13 protein-coding genes are annotated in these 24,153 nt (G+C 59.5%); 8 read left to right on the top strand and 5 right to left on the bottom strand.

Annotated features, from left to right (window positions below; translation table 11 throughout):
* Positions 1-434 precede the first annotated feature (434 nt).
* Both HHJ16_RS04180 and HHJ16_RS04185 read left to right on the top strand, forming a co-directional pair.
* Positions 435-2,363 (top strand): ATP-binding cassette domain-containing protein, encoded by a 1,929-nt coding sequence (locus HHJ16_RS04180; RefSeq protein ID WP_293640952.1) that lies wholly within the window; start codon positions 435-437, stop codon positions 2,361-2,363.
* A 115-nt stretch (positions 2,364-2,478) separates the two neighbouring features.
* On the top strand, positions 2,479-4,170 hold the full coding sequence (locus tag HHJ16_RS04185; protein WP_293640955.1) for a phosphatidylserine/phosphatidylglycerophosphate/cardiolipin synthase family protein: 1,692 nt from the start codon (positions 2,479-2,481) through the stop codon (positions 4,168-4,170).
* Between the two features lie 92 nt (positions 4,171-4,262).
* Here the strand turns inward: HHJ16_RS04185 and HHJ16_RS04190 are convergent, their stop codons facing one another.
* The 5 genes from HHJ16_RS04190 to HHJ16_RS04210 all read right to left on the bottom strand — a co-directional run bounded on the left by HHJ16_RS04190 (position 4,263) and on the right by HHJ16_RS04210 (position 18,442).
* Complete coding sequence (locus HHJ16_RS04190) at positions 4,263-6,875, bottom strand: hypothetical protein (protein ID WP_293640958.1); 2,613 nt, start codon at positions 6,873-6,875, stop codon at positions 4,263-4,265.
* Complete coding sequence (locus HHJ16_RS04195) at positions 6,872-12,814, bottom strand: hypothetical protein (protein WP_293640961.1); 5,943 nt, start codon at positions 12,812-12,814, stop codon at positions 6,872-6,874. The genes HHJ16_RS04190 and HHJ16_RS04195 overlap by 4 nt, the downstream gene beginning before the upstream one ends.
* A 283-nt stretch (positions 12,815-13,097) precedes the next feature.
* A complete protein-coding gene (locus tag HHJ16_RS04200) occupies positions 13,098-15,740 on the bottom strand; it encodes a hypothetical protein (RefSeq protein ID WP_293640964.1) in 2,643 nt (880 codons plus the stop codon).
* A gap of 115 nt (positions 15,741-15,855) precedes the next feature.
* Positions 15,856-16,356, bottom strand: coding sequence for a hypothetical protein (locus HHJ16_RS04205; RefSeq protein ID WP_293640967.1), 501 nt, complete (start codon positions 16,354-16,356; stop codon positions 15,856-15,858).
* Positions 16,357-17,026: 670 nt separating this feature from the next.
* On the bottom strand, positions 17,027-18,442 hold the full coding sequence (locus HHJ16_RS04210) for a PLP-dependent aminotransferase family protein (protein ID WP_293640970.1): 1,416 nt from the start codon (positions 18,440-18,442) through the stop codon (positions 17,027-17,029).
* 135 nt (positions 18,443-18,577) lie between these two features.
* On the opposite strand from HHJ16_RS04210, the gene HHJ16_RS04215 reads away from it, so the two are divergent.
* The 6 genes from HHJ16_RS04215 to HHJ16_RS04240 all read left to right on the top strand — a co-directional run bounded on the left by HHJ16_RS04215 (position 18,578) and on the right by HHJ16_RS04240 (position 23,999).
* Complete coding sequence (locus HHJ16_RS04215) at positions 18,578-19,189, top strand: LysE family translocator (RefSeq protein WP_293640972.1); 612 nt, start codon at positions 18,578-18,580, stop codon at positions 19,187-19,189.
* Positions 19,186-20,112, top strand: coding sequence for a DMT family transporter (locus tag HHJ16_RS04220; RefSeq protein ID WP_293640974.1), 927 nt, complete (start codon positions 19,186-19,188; stop codon positions 20,110-20,112). The genes HHJ16_RS04215 and HHJ16_RS04220 overlap by 4 nt, the downstream gene beginning before the upstream one ends.
* 72 nt (positions 20,113-20,184) lie before the next feature.
* Entirely contained in the window at positions 20,185-21,357 is a 1,173-nt protein-coding gene (locus HHJ16_RS04225; protein ID WP_293640976.1) for a PLP-dependent aminotransferase family protein, read from the top strand.
* Complete coding sequence (locus HHJ16_RS04230; RefSeq protein WP_293640979.1) at positions 21,354-22,292, top strand: PhzF family phenazine biosynthesis protein; 939 nt, start codon at positions 21,354-21,356, stop codon at positions 22,290-22,292. Before HHJ16_RS04225 ends, HHJ16_RS04230 begins: the two co-directional genes overlap by 4 nt.
* 12 nt (positions 22,293-22,304) lie before the next feature.
* A complete protein-coding gene (locus HHJ16_RS04235; RefSeq protein WP_293640982.1) occupies positions 22,305-23,030 on the top strand; it encodes a VOC family protein in 726 nt (241 codons plus the stop codon).
* Complete coding sequence (locus HHJ16_RS04240; protein WP_293640985.1) at positions 23,031-23,999, top strand: threonine dehydratase; 969 nt, start codon at positions 23,031-23,033, stop codon at positions 23,997-23,999.
* The last annotated feature ends 154 nt before the right edge of the window (positions 24,000-24,153 follow it).

Below are 24,153 nucleotides of genomic sequence, written 5' to 3' on the forward strand. Positions count from 1 at the left end.
ACGCCCATACTTATCGGCTGTAAATTTTTAATGATCTCAACTACTTGACAGCTGCTATTTGCCGCTGCTTTTTCGTTCTTCGCTGTGATCAGCTGAGCCTCGAATTATATACCGGCTTTTTCATCACCGGCAAACTATTTTCAAGTTTCTTTGCTTTCCGGTTGGCTTCTTGCAGTGTTTGCGAGAAGCTTCGTCTTCAGCAGAGCCGCAAATCATAGCACCGTTTTCGCGCCCCGGAAAAGAAATTTCAAATCGAAAACCCATCTGGATTCCGGTGCCTGGCTGCCTGCGATTCAAGCCCTTTTCCAGACTGGGATGCCGCGTACTACCGCCTGTCCCCGCTTGCCTGCCTGCGCATCCAAAACGTTTTCGGAAAGTCCTAAAACCTGGCGGTCCGTCGTCCAACTCCGACACCGGGATAATCTCTGCCCTATATGGCACTTATTACTTTACTGGACGCTCAACTCGCTTTTGGGCACGTCGCACTGCTGGATCACGCAGATTTTTCACTTGAAGCCAACCAGCGTATTGGCCTGATCGGCCGCAACGGCACCGGTAAGTCATCCCTTTTAAAGATTCTGGCAGGTCTAGAAAAGCCCGACGATGGCACGTTGCAGCTGCAGCAGAATCTGCGTATTGCCTACGTGCCGCAAGAGCCGAGCCTGGACCCACACGCTACTGTTTTCATCGCAGCAAGCGCCGGACTGGCTAGAACCCGGCACGTGGTCGAACTGTACCTGGCAGCTGACGAACACACTGACCTTGACGCCCTTCAGTCTGAAATCGAGGCGCTTGATGGTTGGACCTGGGAACAACGCGTTGAAGAAACCCTTCACCGCCTGCACCTGGACAAAGATGCGTTCGTCGGCTCGCTATCGGGGGGGACGAAGAAACGCGTGGCGTTGGCGCAAGCCCTGGTCGCCAAGCCAGACGTTCTGCTGCTCGACGAGCCGACCAACCACCTCGACCTCGACTCGATTGCCTGGCTCGAAGAGCTGCTGGTCAACTTCAACGGCAGCATTATCACCATCACCCACGACCGGGCCTTTCTGGATCAGGTCGCTACGGTTATCGTTGAGTTGGACCGCGGCAAGCTGCGAAGCTACCCCGGAAATTTTGCCCAGTACTTGATTCAGAAGGAAGAGCAGATGGCGCAGGAGGCGGTCATCTCGGCCAAGGCCGACAAGCTCTTGGCGCAGGAGGAAATCTGGATCCGTAAAGGGGTGGAAGCGCGGCGCACCCGCAGCGTGGCTCGCATTGGCCGGCTTGAGGGTTTGCGCGAAAGCCGTGCGGCGCGGCGCGATGTAGTCGGCCGCGTTAATCTAGATGTTTCCAGCGGCGAGAAAAGCGGCAAGATCGTCGCTGAACTTACCAATGTGTCAAAAAGCTTTGGCCATTCAGGCGCCGAGAAAATTATCGTCAGTAAATTCAGCGGTACGCTGCTGCGAGGCGACAAGGTCGGCCTGCTCGGCCCGAATGGGGCCGGTAAAACGACGCTCCTCAAGCTCATTCTGGGCGAACTACAACCTGACGTGACCACGCCGCCCGGCAAGATACGCCAGGGCGCCAATTTGCAGGTGGCGTACTTTGACCAGATGCGTGACTCACTGGATCTCGACGCCACGCTGGAAGATTTCATCAGTCCAGGCAGTGAGTGGGTAGAGATCAACGGTCAAAAAAAGCACGTCAAGAGCTATCTCACCGACTTCCTGTTCTCGCCCGCGCGAGCCAACTCCCCGGTCCGCACACTGTCCGGCGGCGAACGCAACCGTCTACTGCTGGCGCGCCTGTTTGCACGGCCTGCCAACGTTCTGGTTTTGGACGAGCCGACCAACGACCTGGATATTGACACCCTGGAGCTACTCGAAGACCTACTGCAAAACTACGAAGGCACCGTGTTCCTCGTCAGCCACGACCGACGCTTTCTTGACAACGTCGTCACGAGCACCATCGCCTACGAGGGCACACCCGAAAACCCTGGCTTTTGGCGGGAATACGAAGGTGGCGTGACGGACTGGATTACCCAATCAAAGCGGGCCGCCCAAATTACCGGCAGCGCCAAAACCCCCGTCGCCATCTCAAAAGCAAAAAATCCAGGCAAGAATGGCGACGAGCCGAATCAGGGCAGCCGTGAGCAGCTATTAAAAAGGAAACTGAGTTACAAGGAGCAGCGCGAACTTGACGGTTTGCCGACCTTCATCCAACAGCTTGAGTCGCAGCAAAAAGCTATCGAGCAGGAGTTGTTTGACGGGACGCTTTACACCAGCAACGCCAAACGGGCGGCTGAACTCACGGCGCGCAACACAAAAATTGAAGAAGAATTGATGACAGCGCTGCAACGATGGGAAACCTTGTCATCCTGAACGGATCTCAAACCGCCCGCTTGCGTTGTTAGGCCGGACGCCCATTTGATAGGAGGCAGATTTGCCTGGCTTTGACTCCTCAAAAACTTCTGTCTTAAGCTAAAGTCATCTCACCATGATCTCTCCTGCCACCGGGCTTCGCCTCGCTTCTTTCGCTCCGTCGTCAGCGCCCCGCGGCGCGGCGCGCTTGACGTGGCTGAGCGCGCTCCTTTTGAGCTTCTGGGTCGCAGGATGTGCCTCCCTACCCAGCGAGGTCGATAGGCCGATTTCCACGGCGTTGGCGAATCCTTCTGACACACGGCTGGGTCAACTCGTGGCGGCACGGGCCGCCAGCGCGAGCACTCGCAACGATTCGGGCTTCGCCCTGGTAGGTAGTGCCGAGCTGGCCTTTACCAGCCGCATGGCGCTGATCAAGGCTGCGCAGAAAACACTGGATCTCCAGTATTACGCCATCCTTGCCGACGACACCACCGAGCGCATGCTTGACGCCTTGCGCGAGGCCGCCAGCCGGGGCGTGCGGATTCGCATCTTGCTGGATGACTTCAACACTTCTGGCAAAAACGCCCAAGTGCTGAAGCTGGCTTTTGAGAAAAATATCGAGTTGCGCCTGTTTAACCCTCTTCCGGGCGGACGCAGCTCCCAGCTGGTTCGTATTTTGAGCAACCTCAAGGACGTTGCACGTATGCAGCGGCGCATGCACAACAAGATTTTTGTGGCCGACAACGCCGTGGCCATTACCGGCGGTCGCAATTTGGGCCAAACCTATTTTGGCCAAAGCGAAGGCACCAACTTTGTCGATATCGATCTCCTGGCGTCGGGCCGAATCGTGCGCGACCTGTCGCGCAGCTTTGACCTCTACTGGAACAACCCGCTGGCCTACCCGGTGCAATCGCTGATGACGAAAAAGGAAATTGACGCCCTTAGACCGCAATCGCCTCAATCCAACACGATCGACCCCGCCCAGACGGCACCTGCGACGAGCACTTCAAGCACGTCGATGGATCGCATCACCCTTTCACCCGATGGTTTTGCCGCCGCGCTCCCTGTCTTACCTGACTCCACCGACCTGCGCTTGCTGACATGGACCTGGGCGCCCTCTGTCATGCTGGTGGATAAACCCTCCAAAATTGCCGCCGATGCTGACGCTGTCGGTGAATCGCAGGACACCGCCGTTGATGGCTTGCTTCAGCTTATGTCGCAGGCCCAGACCGAATTGCTAATCGTCTCGCCTTATTTTGTGCCGGGCGAGCCGATGATGAAGCAGTTTGCCGACCTGAGGCAGCGCGGCGTGCGCGTTCGCGTCCTGACCAACTCGCTGGCGTCCAATGACGCACCGGCCGCACACGCGGGGTATGCGCGTTACCGCAACCCGCTGCTGGCGATGGGGGTTGAGATCTATGAGATGCGCGCCGAACAAAAGGGCACCATTGCCCACTTCGGCTCCGCAGCAGGATCTTTAGGCGGCTCAATTGGCGGCTCTCGCGCCAGCCTGCACGCCAAAGTGGTGGTGGTGGACGGACGACTGTTGGTGGTGGGCTCGATGAATCTGGATTTGCGCTCTCAACTGCAAAATAGCGAGGTCGGCATCGCCATTCGCAACCGTGCCTTGTCAGCTGAGGCGACGCGCATGATAGAGCCCGCACTGGCAGGCGGCTCCTACCAAGTGGAGTTGGTGAACGGTGACCTGCTCTGGCATGCGCCAAAAAGTTCTGCTCTAAAAGATTCCAGGGTCGAGCCAGACGCGAGCTTCGGACTGAGGCTTCTGCTCAAGCTGATAGGACCGTTTGCGCCCGATGAGATGCTGTGACGACCAAGCCAGTTCTTCACGTTTTCGGGTGAGTTTGCGGTCTCCCTCCGCGCTGAAATGGACGCCTTCAGCGACGGCATTGACATCAAGCCTTACTGATTGACCCTGACCTGGTAGGTCACCACTAGCTGCGTGGCCGAAGCCAGAGATCCGGTGAAAGTCCATTGCAAGCTGCCCTGCCCGCCTATCGCAGGCTGCGTGCTTGTGCTGCAACTTGTGATCCCCGCTGGCAATGCACCGGGGCACGCCGCCGATACATAGGTAGTGAACGCCGGGGTGGTGTCGTTGATAACCAGCGCGGACAAAGGCTGGGCGCCGTTGTTGACCGCCGTGAGGGTGTACTGGAGGGCGTCGCCCGGAGTGGCATTGACCGCAGTAGCTGGTCCCAGGCTTTGCGTCTGATTGCTGACCAGCTTGCTCAAAGCCAACGCACCCGCCTGGCCGACGGTCGTGATGTCACTGGCGCTGACAGTACTTGAAAGGGCCGGGGTGGCGTTGGTATAACTAAAACTTGCGTTAAGGGTTACGATATTTTGCGCGCCTAAAGCAGCGCCTGCCGGCACGAACTGTTTGACGGACAAGCACAGCGTCTGTCCAACAGACACATTGACGGCGGCAACGATCTGCGGCTCGTTGGCATCCAGGACGCCATTGCAGTTGCTGTCTTGGTAAAGCACTTGGTTCCAGCCCGGGCTAGCCGGAGTGGCCGCATTGACAAGCGAGAAGGTAACCTGCCCCGAACTGCCGGCCTGGAAGGTGTGCGCGTAGAACACCACAGTGCCTGGTTGCGCCGTCTGTGCGCCGTTGGGGGCCAGGGTATTGGACGGCACCAGGCCAAAGTTCACGCCACTGTAGATCTGCCCTGCGGCGGGCAGATAACTCACGCCAGGTCGACTGTAAATACCACTTGAAGCACTCGTATTACCCGCCGAACCGCCGGTGGCCAAATACCCGCTTGGCGCTGCAGGCGTGATGGTGACCGCACCGCTGACGCTTGCGGGTAGCCACAGCGCATAGCTGCCGTCGCCAGCGGTGTTGACGCTGGCGACGGTGGTCGCGCCGGCGCTGACGTTCACCGTGACACCGGCGATACCCAATTCACCACCGTCTTTTACCCCGTTGTTGGCCACCCCTGCATTCGCGCCGGTATCGGCGAAAACAGTGCCGCTGAGCTTCGATCCGTTGTACAAACCGACGTTTTGCGGTGAGGGAGGCGCGCCGATGACGCTGAGCTGGACTACGCCGCTCGGATTTTGCGTTCCGATCCAGCCCGAAGGAAGGGTCGCGGAAATGTCCGCCAGGGTGTTGTTGGTACTAAGAATCAAGCAATAGCTGCCTTGGGCAACATTGGGCAGGCTGTAGACGCCGTTGGAAGTATTGACGGCTGCTGATGCGGTGGCAGGTCCGGAGCACACACCGCCCGAAGACGGCGCAAGCTTGATGTACAGACCCGACACACCCGTACCCGTTTCGCCCACGTCCTGGCTCGCATTGTGATTGGCGTCGTTGTAGACCGCGCCCGCCACGGTTTGCGTCTTGAGTGTCAGCGTGAGGGTGCAGGCAATCGCATCCCCGATTTGCGGGGTCAGGGTGAAACTGGTGCCTGCACCCGATGGGAGCGCGGTGTTCACGCCGCCATAGCCCGTGGCACCCGGCCCGCTGTTGGCACAAGAGATGTTGCCGTTGTAGCTGGACAGCGCCGAGACACTGGCACTCGCCATGCTTGCGCCCAGGGTGATGTTATTGGTACCAATGACGGCGTTCGCTCCGGTTGTCGCCGTAGTGCCCGTGCCACTGGTCGTGGCGCTATTTACATTGGTATAAGGCGCGGAATAGCCCACACTGGCGGTCATCTGATCAGCGGCATTAAGCCGCCCCGAGATCACCAGATTCAGCGTGATCTTGGGCAGTGAAACTGCAAACACCGCCGCCTCGTTGCCGGTAAATGCGGTGGACACCTGAGTCGGGTTCAGCGTCGCCAAAATCACGGAACCGTTGAAATTGTTATCCCCCGTAGGGGGGCCGGTTTCGGTCACTGATCCCGAACCGATCCCAGTGACCACCACCGGCCCGCCGTTATAGGCAGGGTAGCCAATCACGTTTTCAATCTGATTCCACGCGGCGGTGCTGCTGTAAACAATTTGTTCAACCGACCCATTGCCATCGGTTTTTTCGCCGTCAGCGGCGGCCAGAGACAGATTTCGTACGTTGCCCGCGGCATCCTTCATGACCAATGAAGTCAGACTCGCCGTGACCGTCCCACCAGAACTCAATCCCGTCGACCAATAGAGACTTGGACTCCCGGTAATACCGTTGTATGCGCCATTGCCAAAGGCGCCGCCTCCCGTCCATGAGGGCAGAGTAGAGGCGGTCAGCACACCCGGACCTGTTTTTTTAACCGTCATGGTGAGCGTCCCCGCCCCGTTGGGCAAGGTGAAACTGTAGGGCTGGCCCGCCGCGCCGGCGGCTGTGGCGTCGTTATAACCGGCAAAGTCCAGCCACCAGAGACTCTGGGCGTAGGTACTATTTGTGGCGTAAGACCCCCCCGCGGCCAGCGCCGTACTGCTTCCAAATCCCAATAAACCGGCGAGCAGCAAGCCGCCCCCCCGCCGACAGAACCATAAAACAGCGGAAAGGCACAGGTGGCGGTACGAAACCTGACGCCCTGTTTGACGGATTTTCAGAAAATTTGAGTGGGAGCTCATTTTGCTTTGTTCGGGGTCGCAGCTGTGTTGCCAGACACTGGCCCAGCATTGTCGCCATTGCTATTCGACGCGAAGAGGTTTTCATCAAACTTGAAGCGCAGACGCAAGTAGACCCCGCGTTGGGTATAGGCCTCTCCCGCGAGGTCAGCAGCACCGAAGCCTTTGAAGTTGTAGCCCAGTGAAAGCCACAAATTTTTCCACGCCAGGTAGCCCACTTCCAGGCCCACGGCGTTTTCGGCAGCGCCGTCACCCCACATTCGGTAGCCTTGCAACCCGACATCCCATCGATCCGTCAGATCCCAGGTAGAGCGACCCCCCATCAGCTGGGTGAACGAATGACTTTCGATACCGCTGGAGCGGTCGGTGGCCCACTTCGCCGCATAACGCGCGTTCATAAGCCAGCGGCGGTTGGGCTGAACGTTGAGGTGCGTGGAAACTATCCAGTCGGATTCATCGCGGTTCAGGCCGACGCCCAGCGTGCTGTCGGCATCGTGCTTGTATTCGACGCGGCCGAGCGCATTCCATACATCGGTCTGCACCGGGCGATAGGCCAGGCCAGACTGTGCAGTGACGAGTCTGTGCTCGCCACCACCTTCTGCCAGGTTGCTTTGCACACTATAGAGGGCGCGATTGAGCGACGTCCAGTCTGCATCGAGCTTGTTGGCCAGCGCGGCGGTCACCAGCCAGCTGCGCGACGAGGTGGAGGTTTGCCATTGCATCTGCCCGGAGCCCTTCCAATCGGCAGCGGCGGTGTAATCGACCCCTAAAGTTACGGCACTGGAATCGTCGCTAACCGCGCCAGACAGGGGTTTGATGCGCTGCAAGCTGCCCGTGACCCCGAGCCCGTTATCCAGTCGCCAAAGCCTGCGCAAACCCACTGCGGCTTCACTGCTGCGCCCATTGATGCTGTCGCCCATCCGGTATTCGTTGAACAACTGCGTGCTATCCGACAACTCGGTGTTGAGGCCCGCCACGGTGGTGTACTGCGATACCGCCGGATTGAGGGTGTAGGGACCGTTCAGGCTGTTGATGAAGTCGTGGCGAACGTACAGTCGCGTCGCAGGATTGATCGCATAGTTACCACCGACGCCGATTTCGCGCCCACCGCTCCCATCGACAGCGTATTCAGCTAAACCGTAGACATCGGCTTGTGGCAGGTTGGGCACTGGCACGGTCAGTTTGACGCGCGCGCTGGTGGTGCCGAGCGAAGGTGAGGACGTTGCGAGCGCCGCTGCTGAGGGAGCCAGCGGGACCAACGCACCCGGCAAAGGCAAGGCCGACAGCACCGAATAGGCGTTCGCGCGGCTGTAGCGCACGCCCACTTCAAGTTTTGAATTACCCAGAAAGCTGTGCTCCAGCTTGAGCTCCAAGCCGCTCTGATCGGCTCCGGTGACGCTGTTGGTAGTTTTCAGGGCTTCCGCCACCAGCCGATTTTTTTCGTCGAGGGTGTAGCCCGCCTTGATCCCATATTCCGATTGCCCAGCCGACTGCAAGCTGTTCGGGTTGTAAAAACCCGCGTCGGTTCGGGTACCCCAGACCCGCGCCTGCAGCGTTGGGCCTTCGTGGCGCAGCTCCACTCGCTGGCCCGCACCGCTGCCTTGCAGGTCGGTGCTGCTTCGCGCGACTTCGGCAACAGCTACCGTTTTGTCGCCCAGCTTGAGCGTCATATTGAGTCCGGTCAGGTTTTGATTATTGGTCGGGTCGGCATCGCGGATGGCGGTAGCACCCAGGACCATGCTCGGATTGACCTGAAGCGTGATGTCGGCGCCTGCGACCGAATGTTTCGGGCCGCCGGAATCAACGGAGTATCCCACCCGGATGAAGACCGGATTGAGGTCGGCGTCAACGCTGGGAACGGGACTCTTGAGCAGCAACTGGCCGGAGAAAGGCTCGAGTTCGTAGTCGGTGAATGCCGCTAGCGGTGTATCTTTGACAATGACGGAGGGCTGGTTGCGATCGCGCGTAATGACCTCTACCTGTTGGCTATTGACGACGCCGTTGATATTCAGCCGGAACGGTCCAGAGGTGCCGTTGGCCCGGAATTCCTGAACCACCTGCGTGCTGGAGGTACGGCTTGCAAAGCCCTCAACCGTGATGGCGCCTTCCTGTAAACGACCCTTGACCCCGTTGAGTGCGCGTGAATATTGCGTCAGCTGGCGCGCCTGATTTTCGCTCTGGGTGGAATAGTCGCCGAGCAGCGCGTAGTTACTGCCGTTTTGCAGCATCACATACAGTTTTCCGGTGGACTGGGCCTCAAAGCCGCGCGCCGACGAATCGCCATACACCGGGTAAAACTGATTCGGCTGAATGTCCCGGAACAAGGTGGTGTCCGAGGGCTTGTCCGAGTCATAGGACAGCGTCAGTAGAGAGGAGCCGAGCACCTTGCCTCTAAGGAACAGCGCCGTACGCGCAGCCACATCCCCTTTGCCGCCCGCGAAGCTGCGTGAGGTGCTCTGAATCTGGCGCTCGAACACATCGCCACTTTGCGCGGGCTGCAAGGCGGATGGATTAAGGTTGCGCAGATTGAGGGTCCCTTCCATCAAACCGGCGGCAATCATGGGCCGTAAATTGGGCACGAACTCCACCAGGGCGTTGGACTTGACGGTGCCGCTGGTGGCGCTCAGCTCCGCTTTGCCGGGCTGGGCAGGAGGCAGCAGCAAAAAGCGCCCTTCCCCGCCTTCCACAAACACTTGGGTACCAGGTTGCTGCGGATCGAGATCAGGCGTTAACCACTGGCCGAGGCTGGCGCGCAAGGTGACCTGGGTACGGTCCGCTACCGGCAAACCCAGCGCATCGCGCAGGAGGATCGCCACCGGTATTGCAGTGGCCCCGTCCGCCACGGGCTGTGGCGGAGACTCAATCTGAATGGTTGCGAGCGGACCGGGTGCCAACACCGTGATCTGCATTTTGCCGCGCGCGTTCCCAAAGGTATCCACCGCGCGCACGCTGAGCGTATTGCGGCCGGGCTTCAGGTTGATTCCGATATATTCCCAGGCGACTGTGGCCGTCTTTTCCAGGCTGCTCTTTTTGCCGACCTGGCTGACGGGTATTGATTGGTCGTTGACAAAAAGTTCGAAGCTGGCACCCAGCGGCCCTTTGACCCGCACGCGCGTCTGATCGCTGGTCAACACCTGGTCGCCGTGCAAGCCGATAAATCCGACATCCGGTCCGAGCCCTTGCAACAAGTCTTCCAGCGGCTCAAGCGCTGGCACCAATTTAGCGCTGGCTAGCGGCGATGCCACAGCGGAGGCACCCTGCAGCAGCGCGCTGCTCGGGGTGAAGATCGGCTTCGGCAGGCCTTGGGCATTGGGCGCGTAAGGACCGCCGATGTCGCCCACTGCGCCCAACTTACCCAGCGATGCGGCCGAACTCGGGAGTGGCGCTGAAGCGCCGGCCAGCGGCACGAAGCCGTCACTGCTGGTTTTTCCCCGCAGCGCTCCCGGCAGACCGATCGTGCCACTGGCTGGCAAAGTACGCGCATCCACGGTTGCAACGCTGTTGCCGGACGACAGCAGCGTGCCCGCTGCGCGCAGTATTTCCGAGGGCTTGCTCAGTCCGCTGCGACGCCCGGCAATCTGGTCACGAATGCCGGGACTGCACTCGGCAATGGCGAAGTCGGCCTTGTGCAGTTCACCGTTGGTAAGGTCGACAAACTGACTGCCAGGGTCAAGCGCATTTCGGTTGCTCAGCAGCTCAAGCGTGGCGCCTGCGGGTAACGTGGTGCTGTCGATTTTGACCACATGGCTACGCGGGCTCAAGCCGTAGAAGCTGTATTTACCTACTTCATCAGTGACAGCATAGGTGCCATCCTCCAGGTAAATTCTTACGCCGGGAATGCCCAGGTAGCCTGCTTCCTGAACACTGTCTGCTGGGTCGGCCTTGCGACAGTCGGCGAATACCTTGCCGATCACATAGCCCTTGGTGGAGAACACGCCGCCCACCACCTGCACTCGCGCGCTGGAAGTGTTGGACTGTATGCTGCCGCTGGCGGCCTGCGCGGTGTTGATGCCATTGCCGCCCTGGCTGCCCACGCCAACGCGAAGGCGGTAGCTTAGCGTGGGCTGATCGGCCGGTGCGACGAGCCCGAGCCCAAAGTTAATACTTGCGCCCGTACCGCCAGATGGATCGGAGAGTGGTGCGCCGTTGAGGCGCGCTGAGCCTTTTACAAAGGCAAAACCTGCAGGTAAAAGATCGTGGATCACGACACTCGGCAAGGGCGCCCCCGTGACATTGTTGACCTTGACGGTGTAGTCCACAAAGTCCCCCACCTCGGCCGTGGTTTTGTTCGCCGTTTTGTTAATGAAAAATCCACCCGTCGCACCCGGGTCTAGCGGCACATCGAACTTCACCGGTGCCCTGTCAACAATGAAATTACGGCCGTAGGAGCCTTGCGCATCAATCAGCCGCCCGGCTGGTTGCGCATTGGGAAGCAACTTCGATGGAAACGTCAGAATGGTCGGGGGAATAACCAGTAACTTGTAGGTACTGGACAAGACCAGCGGAAAGGCATAAACGCCGTCGGCCCCTGTCACCAATTCAGCGGGCGCAGGCGTCACCCCGTCTTCTTTGAAAACAAATGCCGCCCCGCCCGCGTTGCCTCCATTGCCAACGCCGGTGACATCAATCAGCCGCACCGTCACGCCCGGTAGCGGCTGATTGGTGGTGCTGTTGTAGACAATCCCGGAAGGATCAATGAGTACCGAGGTGGTGGCAGACACCGGCGTGGAACCGCACCCTCGCGTGGTTGCCGTGACCTGATCGTTGCGCAATACCTCAAGGATGCCGTTGCCCGAAGTCACAACGCTCCCCGTGGCATCTGCGGTTTTTACATTCGGCAAAACGCGGTACAGCCCGGTATTGGCGGCAGTTTCCACGGCCAAATAGGCTTCGGTATCGCCGGTGAGTTGGCTCGTCAGGGAAATTTCGACCGTATTGACCCGAATGGGATCTACGTTGCAAGCACCGACGTCCACTTGCAAAAACAAGGGGGCGCCTGCTGTGGTGTCGGCCTGAGGTCGGGTATAGGTGTTATCGGTGTAGAACACTATGCGGGGCGCACGTTCTGGCAACGAGAGCCGCACCGTGTTGCTCACCGTCGTTAACGGCGTGACGAGCTGACTCCAGTCGATAAACGCGGTGCCGGAAAGACTACCCGCCGCGTTGACGTTGACCGTGATGCTGAACTGGCCTTGCAAACTAGCGCCCTGAGGCAAACTGGCGATACCCCAGCCAATTACATCAGCGACCGCACCCGCCGGCAAGGTTTTGACATAGCTATCGGCTACCGAGCCCTGCACGTGGTAAAGCGTTTGGGCGCCTGCGCTGGTTGAGGTCTGCACGGCGGTAAACCTGGCATTGGCCAGCGCGGGAATACGCAACACGATCAGGTTGGCAGGCGCGCCGTCCACGGTGACCGCCCTGGGATTGGCCGCTGCATTGCCGTTATTCAGGGCAGTCGCTGTGAAAGTCACCCCCGCACCTGGCGCGGTGATGGCGGTTGACGCCGCCAGCGTTACCTGCACTGCAGCGTCGTTCGTCAGGCTGATGTTGTCGGTGTTGCTTGCGCTGACGGTCTGCAATTGGCTAACCACCGTGAGCACGACTTGCGCAGCCTGCCCGGGTAGCGCCCCGGCTGGCGCCAGACCCGTTAGCAAGAGGTTGGCGCTGGCGCCTGGTGCCAGGGTGAGGGTGCCCCCGTTGGGGATGATGGGCTCGCCCGGGTCAACCCGGCCATTGGCATTGGTGTCGCGCACCAGTTGCAGGTTGACGGGCGTAAAGCCAACACCCGACACCGCACTGGCAGTGACCCCGTAGGTGCTTGTGCTGTTACCTGTGTTGCTCAGCGTGTGGCTGATGGTGAACGCCGCCCCCGAAGAAATCAACACATTTTGGCTGGCTGTAAGGGTGAGCGCTTCCCGCGGCGTGACAGTCGTGGTCACCGTGTTCGACGTTAAATTTGCGCGCAGCCCGCTCGCTGAGTCGACAAAAGTACCCGTTGCCGTGTTGCTGATTACCGTTCCCGCCGTCGCAGGGACAGCCTGCGCCGCTACCGCACAAAGCAGCAGGCAAACAGCGAGCAGCGCGTGCAGCGGGCGGTAAAGGACTTGAATGACAACGCCTCAAGTTAGGGGAGGTGAGTGGCTTGCGCTTGGCGGGCGAAGACTTTCATCCCCACCCGCAAAGAGCGTTCTGCCCTTTTGTCTTGAATCGCTTTTGGCGTGTTTACTGATCAATCTTTACGCCGAAAGTCACCACCGCCGACTGGCTGGGCGTCAAAATTCCAATGGTGGCGCTGATCGATCCTGTCGTCCCATCTCCGGGAGCGGTCACGGTGCCCAATGAAGTGGCTGCCAAGCCCTTCATCGACGTGTAGCTGGGTGTGGAGTCCGACACCACAACACTAGTGGCATTGGCCGAGCCGACGTTGGTCACCGTAATCTGGTAGAGCACGCACTGGCCAGGCTTGGCACTCAAATTGCCAGGCGTGTAGGTGGTGGAGCCCGTCGGTCCCGCGCACAAAGCGTCCGTAGACTGGGCCTTGTTAAGCGTCAGGTTCCCGGCGATCACCGTGGTGCTGTCAGTCACTGCGGTCGGTACCGGCACCAGGGTGGTGTAGCTGACGTTTCCGGTGGTCACCGTGAGGAGAGTTGCATTGACTGCGCCCAGCGCTGCACCGCTCGGCGCAATTACTTTAGTGAAGAGGGTGATAGATGCGCCGGGAGCGAGGCCAGAAGACAGCACAGCGCTAAGATTTCCGGTGATCTGCGAATCAGCCGCATCGAGCACGCCGTTACCGTTGGCGTCGTAGTAAATCGCCGAGGTCCAGCCAGGCTGGTTGTTGACAGCGACCAGGGCCAGCGCGCTAGACAAACCATTGCCTTCGACCACGTTGCCCGTGTTAGTGAGCGTATGGCTGTAAACATACGAACCACCAGGATAGGTTTGACCCATGCTGTTTGGCGTGATGGTGATGGAACGCACGGCATTGACCGTCACTGCATCGTGCAGGGTATCGGCCGCGCCAGAGGTGGGCGACAACGTGCGGAAGTACAGGTCGCTGGTAACCGCTGCGGCGCCAGTCCCTGAAGCGGGCACGGTGACCACCGCGCAAACTTTGACATTGCCACCCGCTGGCGCCGAGCCGGTATTGGTGATGGTCGCCCCGGTGGTGGAGCAGTTTCCCGCGCCGCCATCCAGTTTGAATGTGACAGTCCAGGCTGCAGGTAAAGTCAGGCTGCCGAAAGCAGAATCGACGCTCGCAGCGAGGTTGTAGCTGTCAGGCGAAGGGCCGGTATTGTTGGCAAACAAGGTGAAGACCGTGGTGTTACCAGGATTCACGCTGTTGGCAACGGCAAGCACGCCTGGGCCAGGGCCGAAACCGGGCACGCCAACCGCAGCGGCCGCGTTGTTGGTCAGGTCCACTGAAGCGCCAGCGATGGCGCTGAGCGTGTCTGTCGTAGTAGCCGTCTTGGTCGGATCGACCACAGAGGTCGCTGTCTTGCTCACGTTAAAAGGCGCGCCTGCATTGGTGGCGTTGGGCGGCAGTGTGGCCTTGAGGATCACGTTGTAGCTGGCGCCAGGAGCCAGTGGGCCGGTGTCGATGGTGCCATCGCCGTTGGTATCCACCAGGGGAGTAAGACCGTCGCTCTTGAACAACTGGAAAGCCGTTCCCGATGGAAAGCTGCTGGTGCCCAGGGTGATGTTGAACGTGTCGGTGCCATTGCCGGTGTTTTTCACCAAATTGGTAAAGCTCGTCGTGGAGCCTGGTGCCACAGGGCCCGCCACTGTTGAGCCCGTGAGGGTTACGGCAGCAGTCTGCGTAACGGTAAAGGGAACGGTATTGGACGATCCAGTTACCGTTGTCGCACCGTTGTTGTACGAAGTAGTCGCGGTGTTGTTCTGAATACCGGGCGCAGTGCCGGCAGCAACACTCACCTGAAAGCTGATGGTGCCCGACTGCCCCGGCGTCACCTGGTTAAGCGTTGCCAGGAAAGTTTTGCTGGCCGCGGTGTACGACGAGACGACTGTGTTGGGCGCTGTGCCAACTGCAGTGCCAGTGTCAATGGCCGCTGTGGACCCAGTGACACTCCAACGGGCAGAGGAGCCGACATACGCCATGCCGGCGGGAAGCACGTCCGAGATGGCTACATTGGTAGCGGTACTGTTACCTGTATTGGTGTAAGTCAGCGTGTAGGTGTACGGCCCCGACCCTGCAGCACCGCTGGAGACACTCACAGCCTTGGTTAAGGTGACTACCGCGCTGGTGGTGACGGTAGTGGTATCAAGATTGGTCGCGTTAAGCGCCGGGGTAAACAGGCTTGCACCAGTCACCGTAATCACGTTCGTCTGTGTCGCCGTCGCGGTGGCAGGTAGCGTGCCGCTCACGATGAATTTGAAAGCCGAGCCCGACGCGAGTGGCCCGGTGGCGGTAATCGCCGGACCAGTGGGCTGACCACTGCCGTTGTCGGCGAATATCTGCACCGCTGCCATCTGAAACGGTGAGGCCGCGCTCACTGCCGAGAGGCCAAACGTGTCCGTGCCGTTCCCGGTGTTGGTCAGGGTATGCGGGTAATACACCACGCTGCCAGGGGTGGCAGTCTGTGCGCCAGGCGCAGCCAAAGTCAGGCTGGCAACTTGCTGCACGGTGGTTTGAACCACATTAGAGGTCACCGTGCGGGAAACCGACGACGCATCCGTATAGGTCGCTGAGGCCTGGTTGCTGATAGAGGTACCCGCTGGCGGCGGTGCGGCATGGGCCACCATGCCGACCAGGGCCAGCAAAACAGCAACGACAAAACACCCCAGCCAGTTAATGGAAAACTGGGACTTCCTTGGGGGCCGGGGACTCGAGGGGATAGCGTGCATGGTGGGTTTCTCTACTGACTTCGTAATGACGAGGAATCAACGACTAACAACAAATAAAGGCAAGCAGCGCAAAGCAGTCTGGATCGGCGCTACGGCACAGGGAAATTGGGGTGCCTCAGAGCTTGGCGCTGGACGTGGCGGGCGGCTCATCAATTCGCACCCGCAGGCTGACCTGAGCGCTACCGCCAGGCTTGAGCGTGCCGACCTCCCAGCGAAGGGCGCGATATTCCGACAACGGCACGGCTTCTTTGCGTTTGCTGCCGTCGGGCTGCGAGACCACGCGCACCAATGGCATTGCCGCGAAACGCGTGCCGTCAGTTGAGGCCTCACCTTGCGCGGGCTTAGCGCTACCGCCGATAAAGGTGGTCCCCGGTGGCACCGGTATCGTGGCCAGCAGCTTCTCCACCCCCGAAGCACTGCCATTTCGATAGGTGCCGCTGTACTCGATAGCATCACCCGGCTTGCCTTCGGAAGCAGGTTTGAGGATGGTTTTTCCATCCACCGTCTCCACGCGCTGGGCCAGTAACTGAGAGGTCACTGTCGGGCTTTGGGCCAGCAGTGCCTGTGCCAAAAACCAGCTCGACACGAAAACGAAAAGGTGAAAAAGTTGCTTCATATGAATGTATCTTATTGTTACCGCTGGTGGATTTAGCTTAAATTGAAGCGCGTTTCCATCAAAAAATCAGTTGCACTCCGTAATATTTTTTCTCTTCTTGATGGTAACTATATATTTCATACAACAATTAAAGCAACAGAAATACACGCCGTTAACAGGAAAAAGCTGGAATATAACGATGCAGCGTTAAAAATTACTCAGCAATTGCTAAATTTATCTAGTCATACTAATTTAATGTAACTTATTGCTACTTAAAACCAGAACGAATAATCTGGTTCGGCGGAACGTAAAGACCGTTCTTAGCCGTCTGTGAGCAACTAAACGTATCTCAAATCATCCGTTGTGGTGCTGTAAGCGCCGCCCGCAGTCAGGGATGGGACGACGCGATAAAAGACGGGTCAACGCGAAGATTTGCACGACGTTCGCATGGTTTACCCTGACCCCAACGAGGCCCACAGTGGAAGAATCCGCAAAGTGGACTTGAAGCGGTCAGTCTTCTATTTTTTAAGGTCGTATCTTTGGTCGATCAGAGAAATCGGCCTCATTTGGCGACACGAAATTCCACCGGTAGTGGACTGAATCGCCATTCATAAAATAGCCCGCTGCGTCCGTATCTATTCTGCTAGAAAACTAAAGTAGTTTTAAGCTCAGGCTGCACGGCCCGGGCCTGTCAGACCTTATCGCGCAAGCGTGCAAACACCGACCAAAATGCTGATTCCTGCGTGGTTGCGAAATTGATACGCATCAAGGTGCATGGCTTTCGTACCGCGTGAAACAGCGCGCCAGGCGCAATCAAATACCCTTCATCCAGCACGCGCTGCGCCAGAACGTCAGTGTCCACACCGGTCTCGACCCAGCCGAACAGGCCGGCCGGCTCGGCCGCAAAGGTGCAGCCGTGCGCCAGAGCAAGCTTGACGCTGCGGGCACGGGCTTGCTCCAGACGCGTGCGGATGCGCTCTGCGTGACGTCGTAGCTGGCCCTGGTCTATGCACCAGGCCAGCGCTTTTTCGAGCAACGCGGGGGTGGTCAGCGTAGCCAGCAGCTTGGTATTGAGCAGGCGCTCCACCATGTCGGGCGGCGCGGCCAGAAAACCCACCCGCCAGCCGGGCGCCAGAATTTTCGCGAACCCGCTGACGTAAATGGTGCGCTGTAGACCATCGAGTGCGCACAGTCGGGTGGCATGCTCAGGCGCCAGATGGCTGTAGGTGTCGTCTTCAACAATATGGAAGTTGTGCTGGTTCGCAAGCTGCAGCACGCGGTGGGCGCTACCGGGGGTCAGGCAGTAACCCGTGGGGTTGTGGAACACGCTGACGCTGACAAACAGCTTGGGCTGGTGGAGTTGGCAGTATTGAGCCATCACCTCAAGATCGGGGCCCTCTGCCCGGCGCGGCACCGGCAAGATGCGCATGCCGAGCGCATCGAGCCGTGCGAACTCCACCGCCCAACCGGGCTCCTCGACCATCACGCAGTCGCCGGGTCGCAGCAAGGTGCGGCTGACGATATCCAGCGCATGAGTCGCCCCAACGGTGGTAATGATCTGCTCGGGCACCGCGTGCACGCTGAGCGCGCCGAGCTTTTGCGAAAGCGCTCGGCGCAGGCCAGCATCGCCCAGAGGCTCGCCGTATTGGAGTGAAAACTCCCGGAGTGCTTTGGCACTGGTCACCTTGCGAACAGCCGCCGGCATAAAGCTGGTTTCCAGCCAATCCGGCGGAAAGACCCCCATACCCGGCTGCGGCTTGTCGCTTACCTTGTAGAACATGCCGCGAATCAACGTGCTGGCATCCACTGGCCCAATTGCTATTGGCGGCTTTATGGCTGCTTGAGCCCTGCTACTGCCCACAAAAGCCAAATTTGGCGATGAATCCCGGACGAAAAATCCTCGATTCTTGCGCGCCACCACCAGCCCCTGCGCCTGCAATTGGTCATACGAGGCAACGACCGTGGACACGCTCACGCCTTGCTGTTCGGCGCATAACCGCACGGATGGCAGCCGCGCACCAGGCGCCAGCAGGCGGCTGCGAATACGCTCAGCAAACCGGGCGCAAAGCTGTTCGGTCAAAGATTGCGAAGCGGTTTTCATTAACATGGAGGGTCCTGATAACGGGTTACTGGTGCGGCTCTTGCCTTGTCTGTGTGTTGACAAAGCAAGCAATACAGTTCTGAAATTTGTAATTAAAACTGTATTGCCAGTGTGCTGGTTTCGACTATAAAGTCATACACCATGAACTGGCAAGAATTTACGGCGTTACTCCTGCTCGCGACAGCAATGAGCTTCTCGCCCGGACCCAATACCACCTTGGCTACGGCACTTGGAGCCAACCACGGCTTGCGGCCTGCCCTGCCTTTCATATTCGCGGTTCCAGTAGGCTGGTGCGCATTGCTGCTGGTGTGTTCGATGGGGCTGGGCGCTTTGCTGCTCGCCGTGCCCGCGCTGAGCTGGGCCGTCAAAGTGATCGGCGTGGCTTACCTGCTATGGCTGGCCTTTAAGATTTATCGGTCGCGCCCGCCAGGTGAAACCGACGCCGCTCCGCTGACCGTGAGCTTCAAGCAAGGTGTAGCGCTTCAGTTTGTCAACATCAAGGCGTGGATGCTGGCGCTGACAATTGTGAGCAGCTGGATCGCAGGACGCACCGACCCCGCCGTGCGCCTTGCCGTCGTACTGCCCGTGATGCTGGTCTATGCTTTTGCAAGCAACCTCACTTACGCGCTGATGGGATCTCTGCTGCGTGATTGGCTACGTGGGCCTGCCAACACCAATCGCAGGCTAGCGTGGTTTAACCGTGTCATGGCGGGCGTGCTGGTGCTCACCGCCATCTGGATGCTTTTTGCATGATCCACAGCCCCGCCAACATCAGCAAGGGCCTCTGGCTCGGGCTGCTGGGTATTTTGATTTTTTCAGTCACGCTTCCAATGACGCGATTGGCCGTCGGTACGCCTGAGGTGCCCCAAATGTCAGGCGTTTTTCTGGCGATGGGCAGGGCCGTTGTGGCAGCTGCTTTGTCAGCTGTATTTTTGATCACGACACGGGCACCTTTTCCCCGGCGAAAAGACTGGCCACCGCTGGCCATCACAACGGGCGGTGTGGTTTTTGGATTTCCACTGTTCACGTCCATAGCGATGCGTCATGTTGAAGCCGTGCATGCCAGTGTGATCGTAGGCGTGCTGCCGCTAGCCACCGCCGCAGTCGGCGCGCTGCTGCATCGCCAGCGCCCGTCGGCGGGCTTTTGGTGGTGCGCGGCGGTCGGCAGTGCGCTGGTCGTGGCGTTCGCCATGCTCCACTCGAGCAGCGCAGCCAACGGTTTGTCGATCAACAGGGCGGACCTTCTGCTACTGGCCGCCATGCTGTGTGCCGCCGTCGGTTACGGCTACGGCGGGCGGCTGTCGCACCATATGCGGGCTGAGCACGTGATTTGCTGGGCACTGCTGTTGGCGCTGCCGCTGACCTTGCCTCTGGCCGGAGCAACTTGGCCCACTGCAGCCCTCAAAGCGAGCGCGTGGTGGGCCTTTGCTTATGTCGCTCTATTTTCAATGTGGCTAGGATTTTTTGCATGGTATCGCGGTCTGGCGCTGGGAGGCACGGTGCGCGTTAGTCAAGTGCAACTGGTTCAGCCGTTTTTATCGATGATGTTTGCAGTTCCGCTGCTTGGAGAGCAACTTGACATGATGACGGTCGGCTTTGGTTTGGCCGTGATCGCCACCGTGTTTGTTGGCAAGAAGATGCCGGTCAGCGCCCAGACCTGGGGAAATCGGCAGTAGAGACCTAAGATTTTGGAATCTGGGCTATAGCATTATTGGGCGACCTTTCGTGGCCCGCAATAAGGAAAATAAATGAAATGGACACAAGCGCGACGCGCCCAAAAAATGAACCCGTCGGTGATCCGCGAAATCCTGAAGGTTACCGAGAAACCCGGCATCATCAGCTTTGCTGGCGGACTTCCGTCGCCTAAAACGTTTCCAGTAAGCGCTTTCGCAGCGGCCTGCGAAAAAGTGCTGCGCGAAGACGCCCACGCTGCCTTGCAGTACGCGGCCAGCGAGGGCTATGCCACCTTACGCGAGATGGTGGCAGCGGGTCTGCCCTGGAAAGTAGATCCTGCGCAAGTACTCATCACCACCGGCTCGCAGCAAGGGCTGGATCTGATCGCCAAAATACTGATCGACGAGGGCAGCCGCGTCTTGGTTGAAACGCCGACTTACCTGGGCGCCCTGCAAGCATTTACGCCCATGGAGCCGGAAATTGTCGGCGTAGCCAGCACCGACGAAGGCGTTGACTTGGCTGATTTGCGCGCCAAAGCCGCTGGCGCGCGGTTTTTTTACGTGCTGCCCAACTTTCAAAACCCCACTGGCCGTACGATGACCGAGGCGCACCGGGCAGCGCTCAGCGAACAAGCCGCGCAACTGGGCTTGCCGATGGTTGAAGACAACCCCTACGGAGACCTTTGGTTCGATACGCCGCCGCCGCTTCCGCTGACGGCACGCAACCCCGAAGGCTGCGTCTACCTGGGCTCATTTTCAAAGGTGCTCGCACCCGGCCTACGGCTTGGTTTTATGGTGGCCCCGCCATCGCTTTATCCCAAGCTGCTACAGGCCAAGCAGGCGGCCGATCTGCACAGTCCAGGCTTTAACCAGCGCATGGTGGCCGAGGTGATGAAGGACGGTTTTCTAGACCGCCACGTGCCCACCATACGCGCACTGTACAAGTCGCAGCGCGATGCCATGCTGGCCGCCATGAAGCGTGACATGCCCGAGGGTGTGGAATGGAACACCCCCGCCGGGGGCATGTTTTTGTGGGTGCGTTTGCCCGAAGGCATGAACGCTATCGACCTGCTGCCCAAGGCCGTGGAGCGCAATGTGGCCTTTGTCCCTGGCTGGGCGTTTTATGCGGACAAGGCCGACGCCCGCACGCTAAGGTTGTCTTTTGTCACCTCCAGCGTGGATCAAATCAACTTCGGCATTGCTGCGCTGGCCGAAGCCATTCGTGAAATGCGGAAGGAAACGTCATGAAGCAACGCCCCTTTAAACAAGTCGACGTATTTACCGGAACGCCTTATCTCGGCAACCCGTTGGCCGTAGTCCTGGACGGTAGCGGTTTAGAGGACGAAGCCATGCAGCGCTTTGCACGTTGGACGAATTTGTCAGAAACCACGTTTTTGCTGCCGCCTACCGATGCATCGGCTGACTACCGGGTGCGGATCTTCACGCCCGGCGGCGAACTGCCTTTCGCCGGCCATCCCACGCTGGGCAGTTGTCACAGCTGGTTGCAGGCCGGCGGAAAGCCACACGCTAAAGACTTGATAGTGCAGGAATGCAAACTGGGCTTGGTAAGGATTCGCCGCGAGCCCCGTGACATCGGGGGGCAACGCCTGACATTTGCAGCGCCGCCACTCAAGCGCTCGGCGCCCAGCCCCGTCTTGCTGGCGCAAATCGCGGGCGCTCTGGGTTTGAAAGCGTCCCAAATTCTAGCTGCGCAGCTGCTGGATAACGGACCCGTCTGGCTCGGCCTGCTGCTGGACAGCCCGGGAACCGTCCTGCGGCTGGCACCTAACCACCTCGCCCTGCAGGCACTGCAAACCCACGTCGGTATTGCTGCCCTTTACGCCCCCTCGGAAACCCCCGCGCTGATCGCACGCGCCAACCGCGAAGCGCGCGCCTTCGACCCGCCCGGTCATTCAGCAGTAGCCGCCACGGGGATGCCTGACCTGGAAGTACGGGCATTCGTCGCCTCCACAAGTGTGTATGAAGACCCCGTAACCGGCAGCCTCAACGCCAGTCTGGCGCAGTGGCTGATGGCGGACGGACATCTCACTGAACGCTACGTAGCATCACAAGGCGCGTGCCTGGAGCGCGCAGGGCAGATTTACCTCACACGCGATGCGCAGGGCCAGGTTTGGGTCGGGGGTGAAGCGGTGACCTGCATTGACGGTGTGGTGACGCTATAACCGATTGAAGTTATGAAAGCTGCAGTCTTCTCACACGGCGTTTCCCTGCCGCTGACTTCTCAAGTCGACCACCTGGTGGTGGGGGCCGCCACTCTGGCCGAGGGGGTGCAGTGGTGTGAAGACGTGCTCGGGATCACGCCCGGGCTGGGTGGAGAGCACGCCTTGATGGGCACGCACAACCGCCTCCTTGAGGTGGCTACAGCCGCATTTCCGCAGGCCTACCTGGAAGTGATTGCCATACATTCGGGCGCGCCTTGCGCCCGCCCTGAAGGCGCAAAACGCTGGTTTGATCTGGATGACGCGGCGTTGCAGGCGCAATTGGGAAAAACTGGCCCCCAACTGGTTCACTTTGTGGCCAGCACCCCCCAGGCGCAAGTCGGCGTGCGCGCGCTGGCCCGCCTGGGACTGGATCGCGGCGCGGTGCTGGCCGCCTCGCGCCCGACGTCGCAAGGCCTGCTGGCCTGGAAAATCACCGTCCGGGACGATGGGCAGCGACTCTTTTTCGGTGCGCTGCCAACGCTGATCGAATGGAGCGGCAAGCACCCCACGCAGAGCATGGCGCCGTCGGGTGTCAAGTTGCTGTCGCTACAGGCGCATCATCCGCGGCCCAACGCCTTGCATGCGGCCTATGAAGCCATCGGACTGACCGCTGTTGACGTGACCCAGAACCCACCCAATCTCATTGCCACATTGCAGACGCCGCGCGGCGTGGTCACGCTTGAATCCAACGGAATCTAAATGCACCCAGCCCTGCCAAGCCTGAAGAAAATTGAGCAGGCGGCGCGTGTGGTGTACCGTGAATTTCAGGCGACGCCGCAGTACCGTTGGGGCCTGTCTTCGCAACGGCTCGGCACTGACTGCTGGATAAAACACGAGAACCACACCCCGGTCGGCGCATTCAAGATCCGCGGCGGACTCACCTACTTTGATGCGCTTGAACAATTGAATGCGTTGCCGACCGAAGTGATCAGCGCGACGCGTGGAAACCACGGCCAAAGCATAGGGTGGGCGGCGCGCGCACACGGCGTAGCTTGCACCATCGTGGTTCCCCTTGGCAATTCGCCAGAAAAAAATGCGGCCATGCGTGCGCTCGGCGCGACGCTGGTGGAGCATGGGCAGGACTTTCAGGAAAGTCGAGAGTTCGCCATGAAACTGGCCGCCGAGCGCGGCGCACACATGGTGCCCAGTTTCCACCCCGATTTGCTGCGCGGCGTAGCCACCTACTGGTGGGAATTCATGCAAGCGGTGCCGCAACTTGATGTCCTTTACGTGCCGATCGGCATGGGCTCAGGTGCCTGCGCAGCCATTGCCGCCAAGTTGGCGTTAAAGCGCACGGTGCGTATTGTCGGGGTGGTAAGCGCGCACGCCACCACGTACGCCGACTCGCTGGCAGCAGGCAAAGTGGTGGAAGCGCCGGTGACCACGCAACTGGCCGACGGCTTGGCCTGCCGCAGGGCGGACCAGGCGGCACTCGACATTCTTATCCCACACCTTGAGCGAATCGTGCAAGTGACCGACGACGAGGTCGCCCAAGCCATGCGCGACCTGTACGCCGACACCCACAACATAGCCGAAGGCGCGGGCGCCGCCAGCTTTGCCGCTGCCATGCAGGAGCGCCACTTACTGAAGGGACAGGTCGTCGGAACCACCTTGTGCGGCGGCAATGCAGACAGCGCCACGCTGGCAAAAGTACTGGCTGGCCGCTAACCCCGGAAGCACCCGGCCGGCCATCTAAACCGGCGACAGCACCTGCAAGACCCTAGGGTTTCCGAGGGGGCATTTCGCCCCAAATAGGCGGTTCAATTTAGCCGTTTATTACCTAATGGTTTGAGTCAGCGCATAGAGTGAATACATGTTTTTC

The organism is Polaromonas sp., from assembly GCF_012927485.1.
Classification (GTDB): Bacteria; Pseudomonadota; Gammaproteobacteria; order Burkholderiales; family Burkholderiaceae_C; genus Polaromonas.

What these genes read in the sequence shown, in the direction of transcription:
- HHJ16_RS04205 (WP_293640967.1), bottom strand. Translation starts at nt 16,356, where the DNA reads ATGAAGCAACTTTTTCACCTTTTCGTTTTCGTGTCGAGCTGGTTTTTG.
- HHJ16_RS04210 (WP_293640970.1), bottom strand. Translation starts at nt 18,442, where the DNA reads ATGTTAATGAAAACCGCTTCGCAATCTTTGACCGAACAGCTTTGCGCC.
- HHJ16_RS04200 (WP_293640964.1), bottom strand. Translation starts at nt 15,740, where the DNA reads ATGCACGCTATCCCCTCGAGTCCCCGGCCCCCAAGGAAGTCCCAGTTT.
- HHJ16_RS04215 (WP_293640972.1), top strand. Translation starts at nt 18,578, where the DNA reads ATGAACTGGCAAGAATTTACGGCGTTACTCCTGCTCGCGACAGCAATG.
- HHJ16_RS04190 (WP_293640958.1), bottom strand. Translation starts at nt 6,875, where the DNA reads ATGAGCTCCCACTCAAATTTTCTGAAAATCCGTCAAACAGGGCGTCAG.
- HHJ16_RS04180 (WP_293640952.1), top strand. Translation starts at nt 435, where the DNA reads ATGGCACTTATTACTTTACTGGACGCTCAACTCGCTTTTGGGCACGTC.
- HHJ16_RS04240 (WP_293640985.1), top strand. Translation starts at nt 23,031, where the DNA reads ATGCACCCAGCCCTGCCAAGCCTGAAGAAAATTGAGCAGGCGGCGCGT.
- HHJ16_RS04220 (WP_293640974.1), top strand. Translation starts at nt 19,186, where the DNA reads ATGATCCACAGCCCCGCCAACATCAGCAAGGGCCTCTGGCTCGGGCTG.
- HHJ16_RS04225 (WP_293640976.1), top strand. Translation starts at nt 20,185, where the DNA reads ATGAAATGGACACAAGCGCGACGCGCCCAAAAAATGAACCCGTCGGTG.
- HHJ16_RS04235 (WP_293640982.1), top strand. Translation starts at nt 22,305, where the DNA reads ATGAAAGCTGCAGTCTTCTCACACGGCGTTTCCCTGCCGCTGACTTCT.
- HHJ16_RS04230 (WP_293640979.1), top strand. Translation starts at nt 21,354, where the DNA reads ATGAAGCAACGCCCCTTTAAACAAGTCGACGTATTTACCGGAACGCCT.
- HHJ16_RS04185 (WP_293640955.1), top strand. Translation starts at nt 2,479, where the DNA reads ATGATCTCTCCTGCCACCGGGCTTCGCCTCGCTTCTTTCGCTCCGTCG.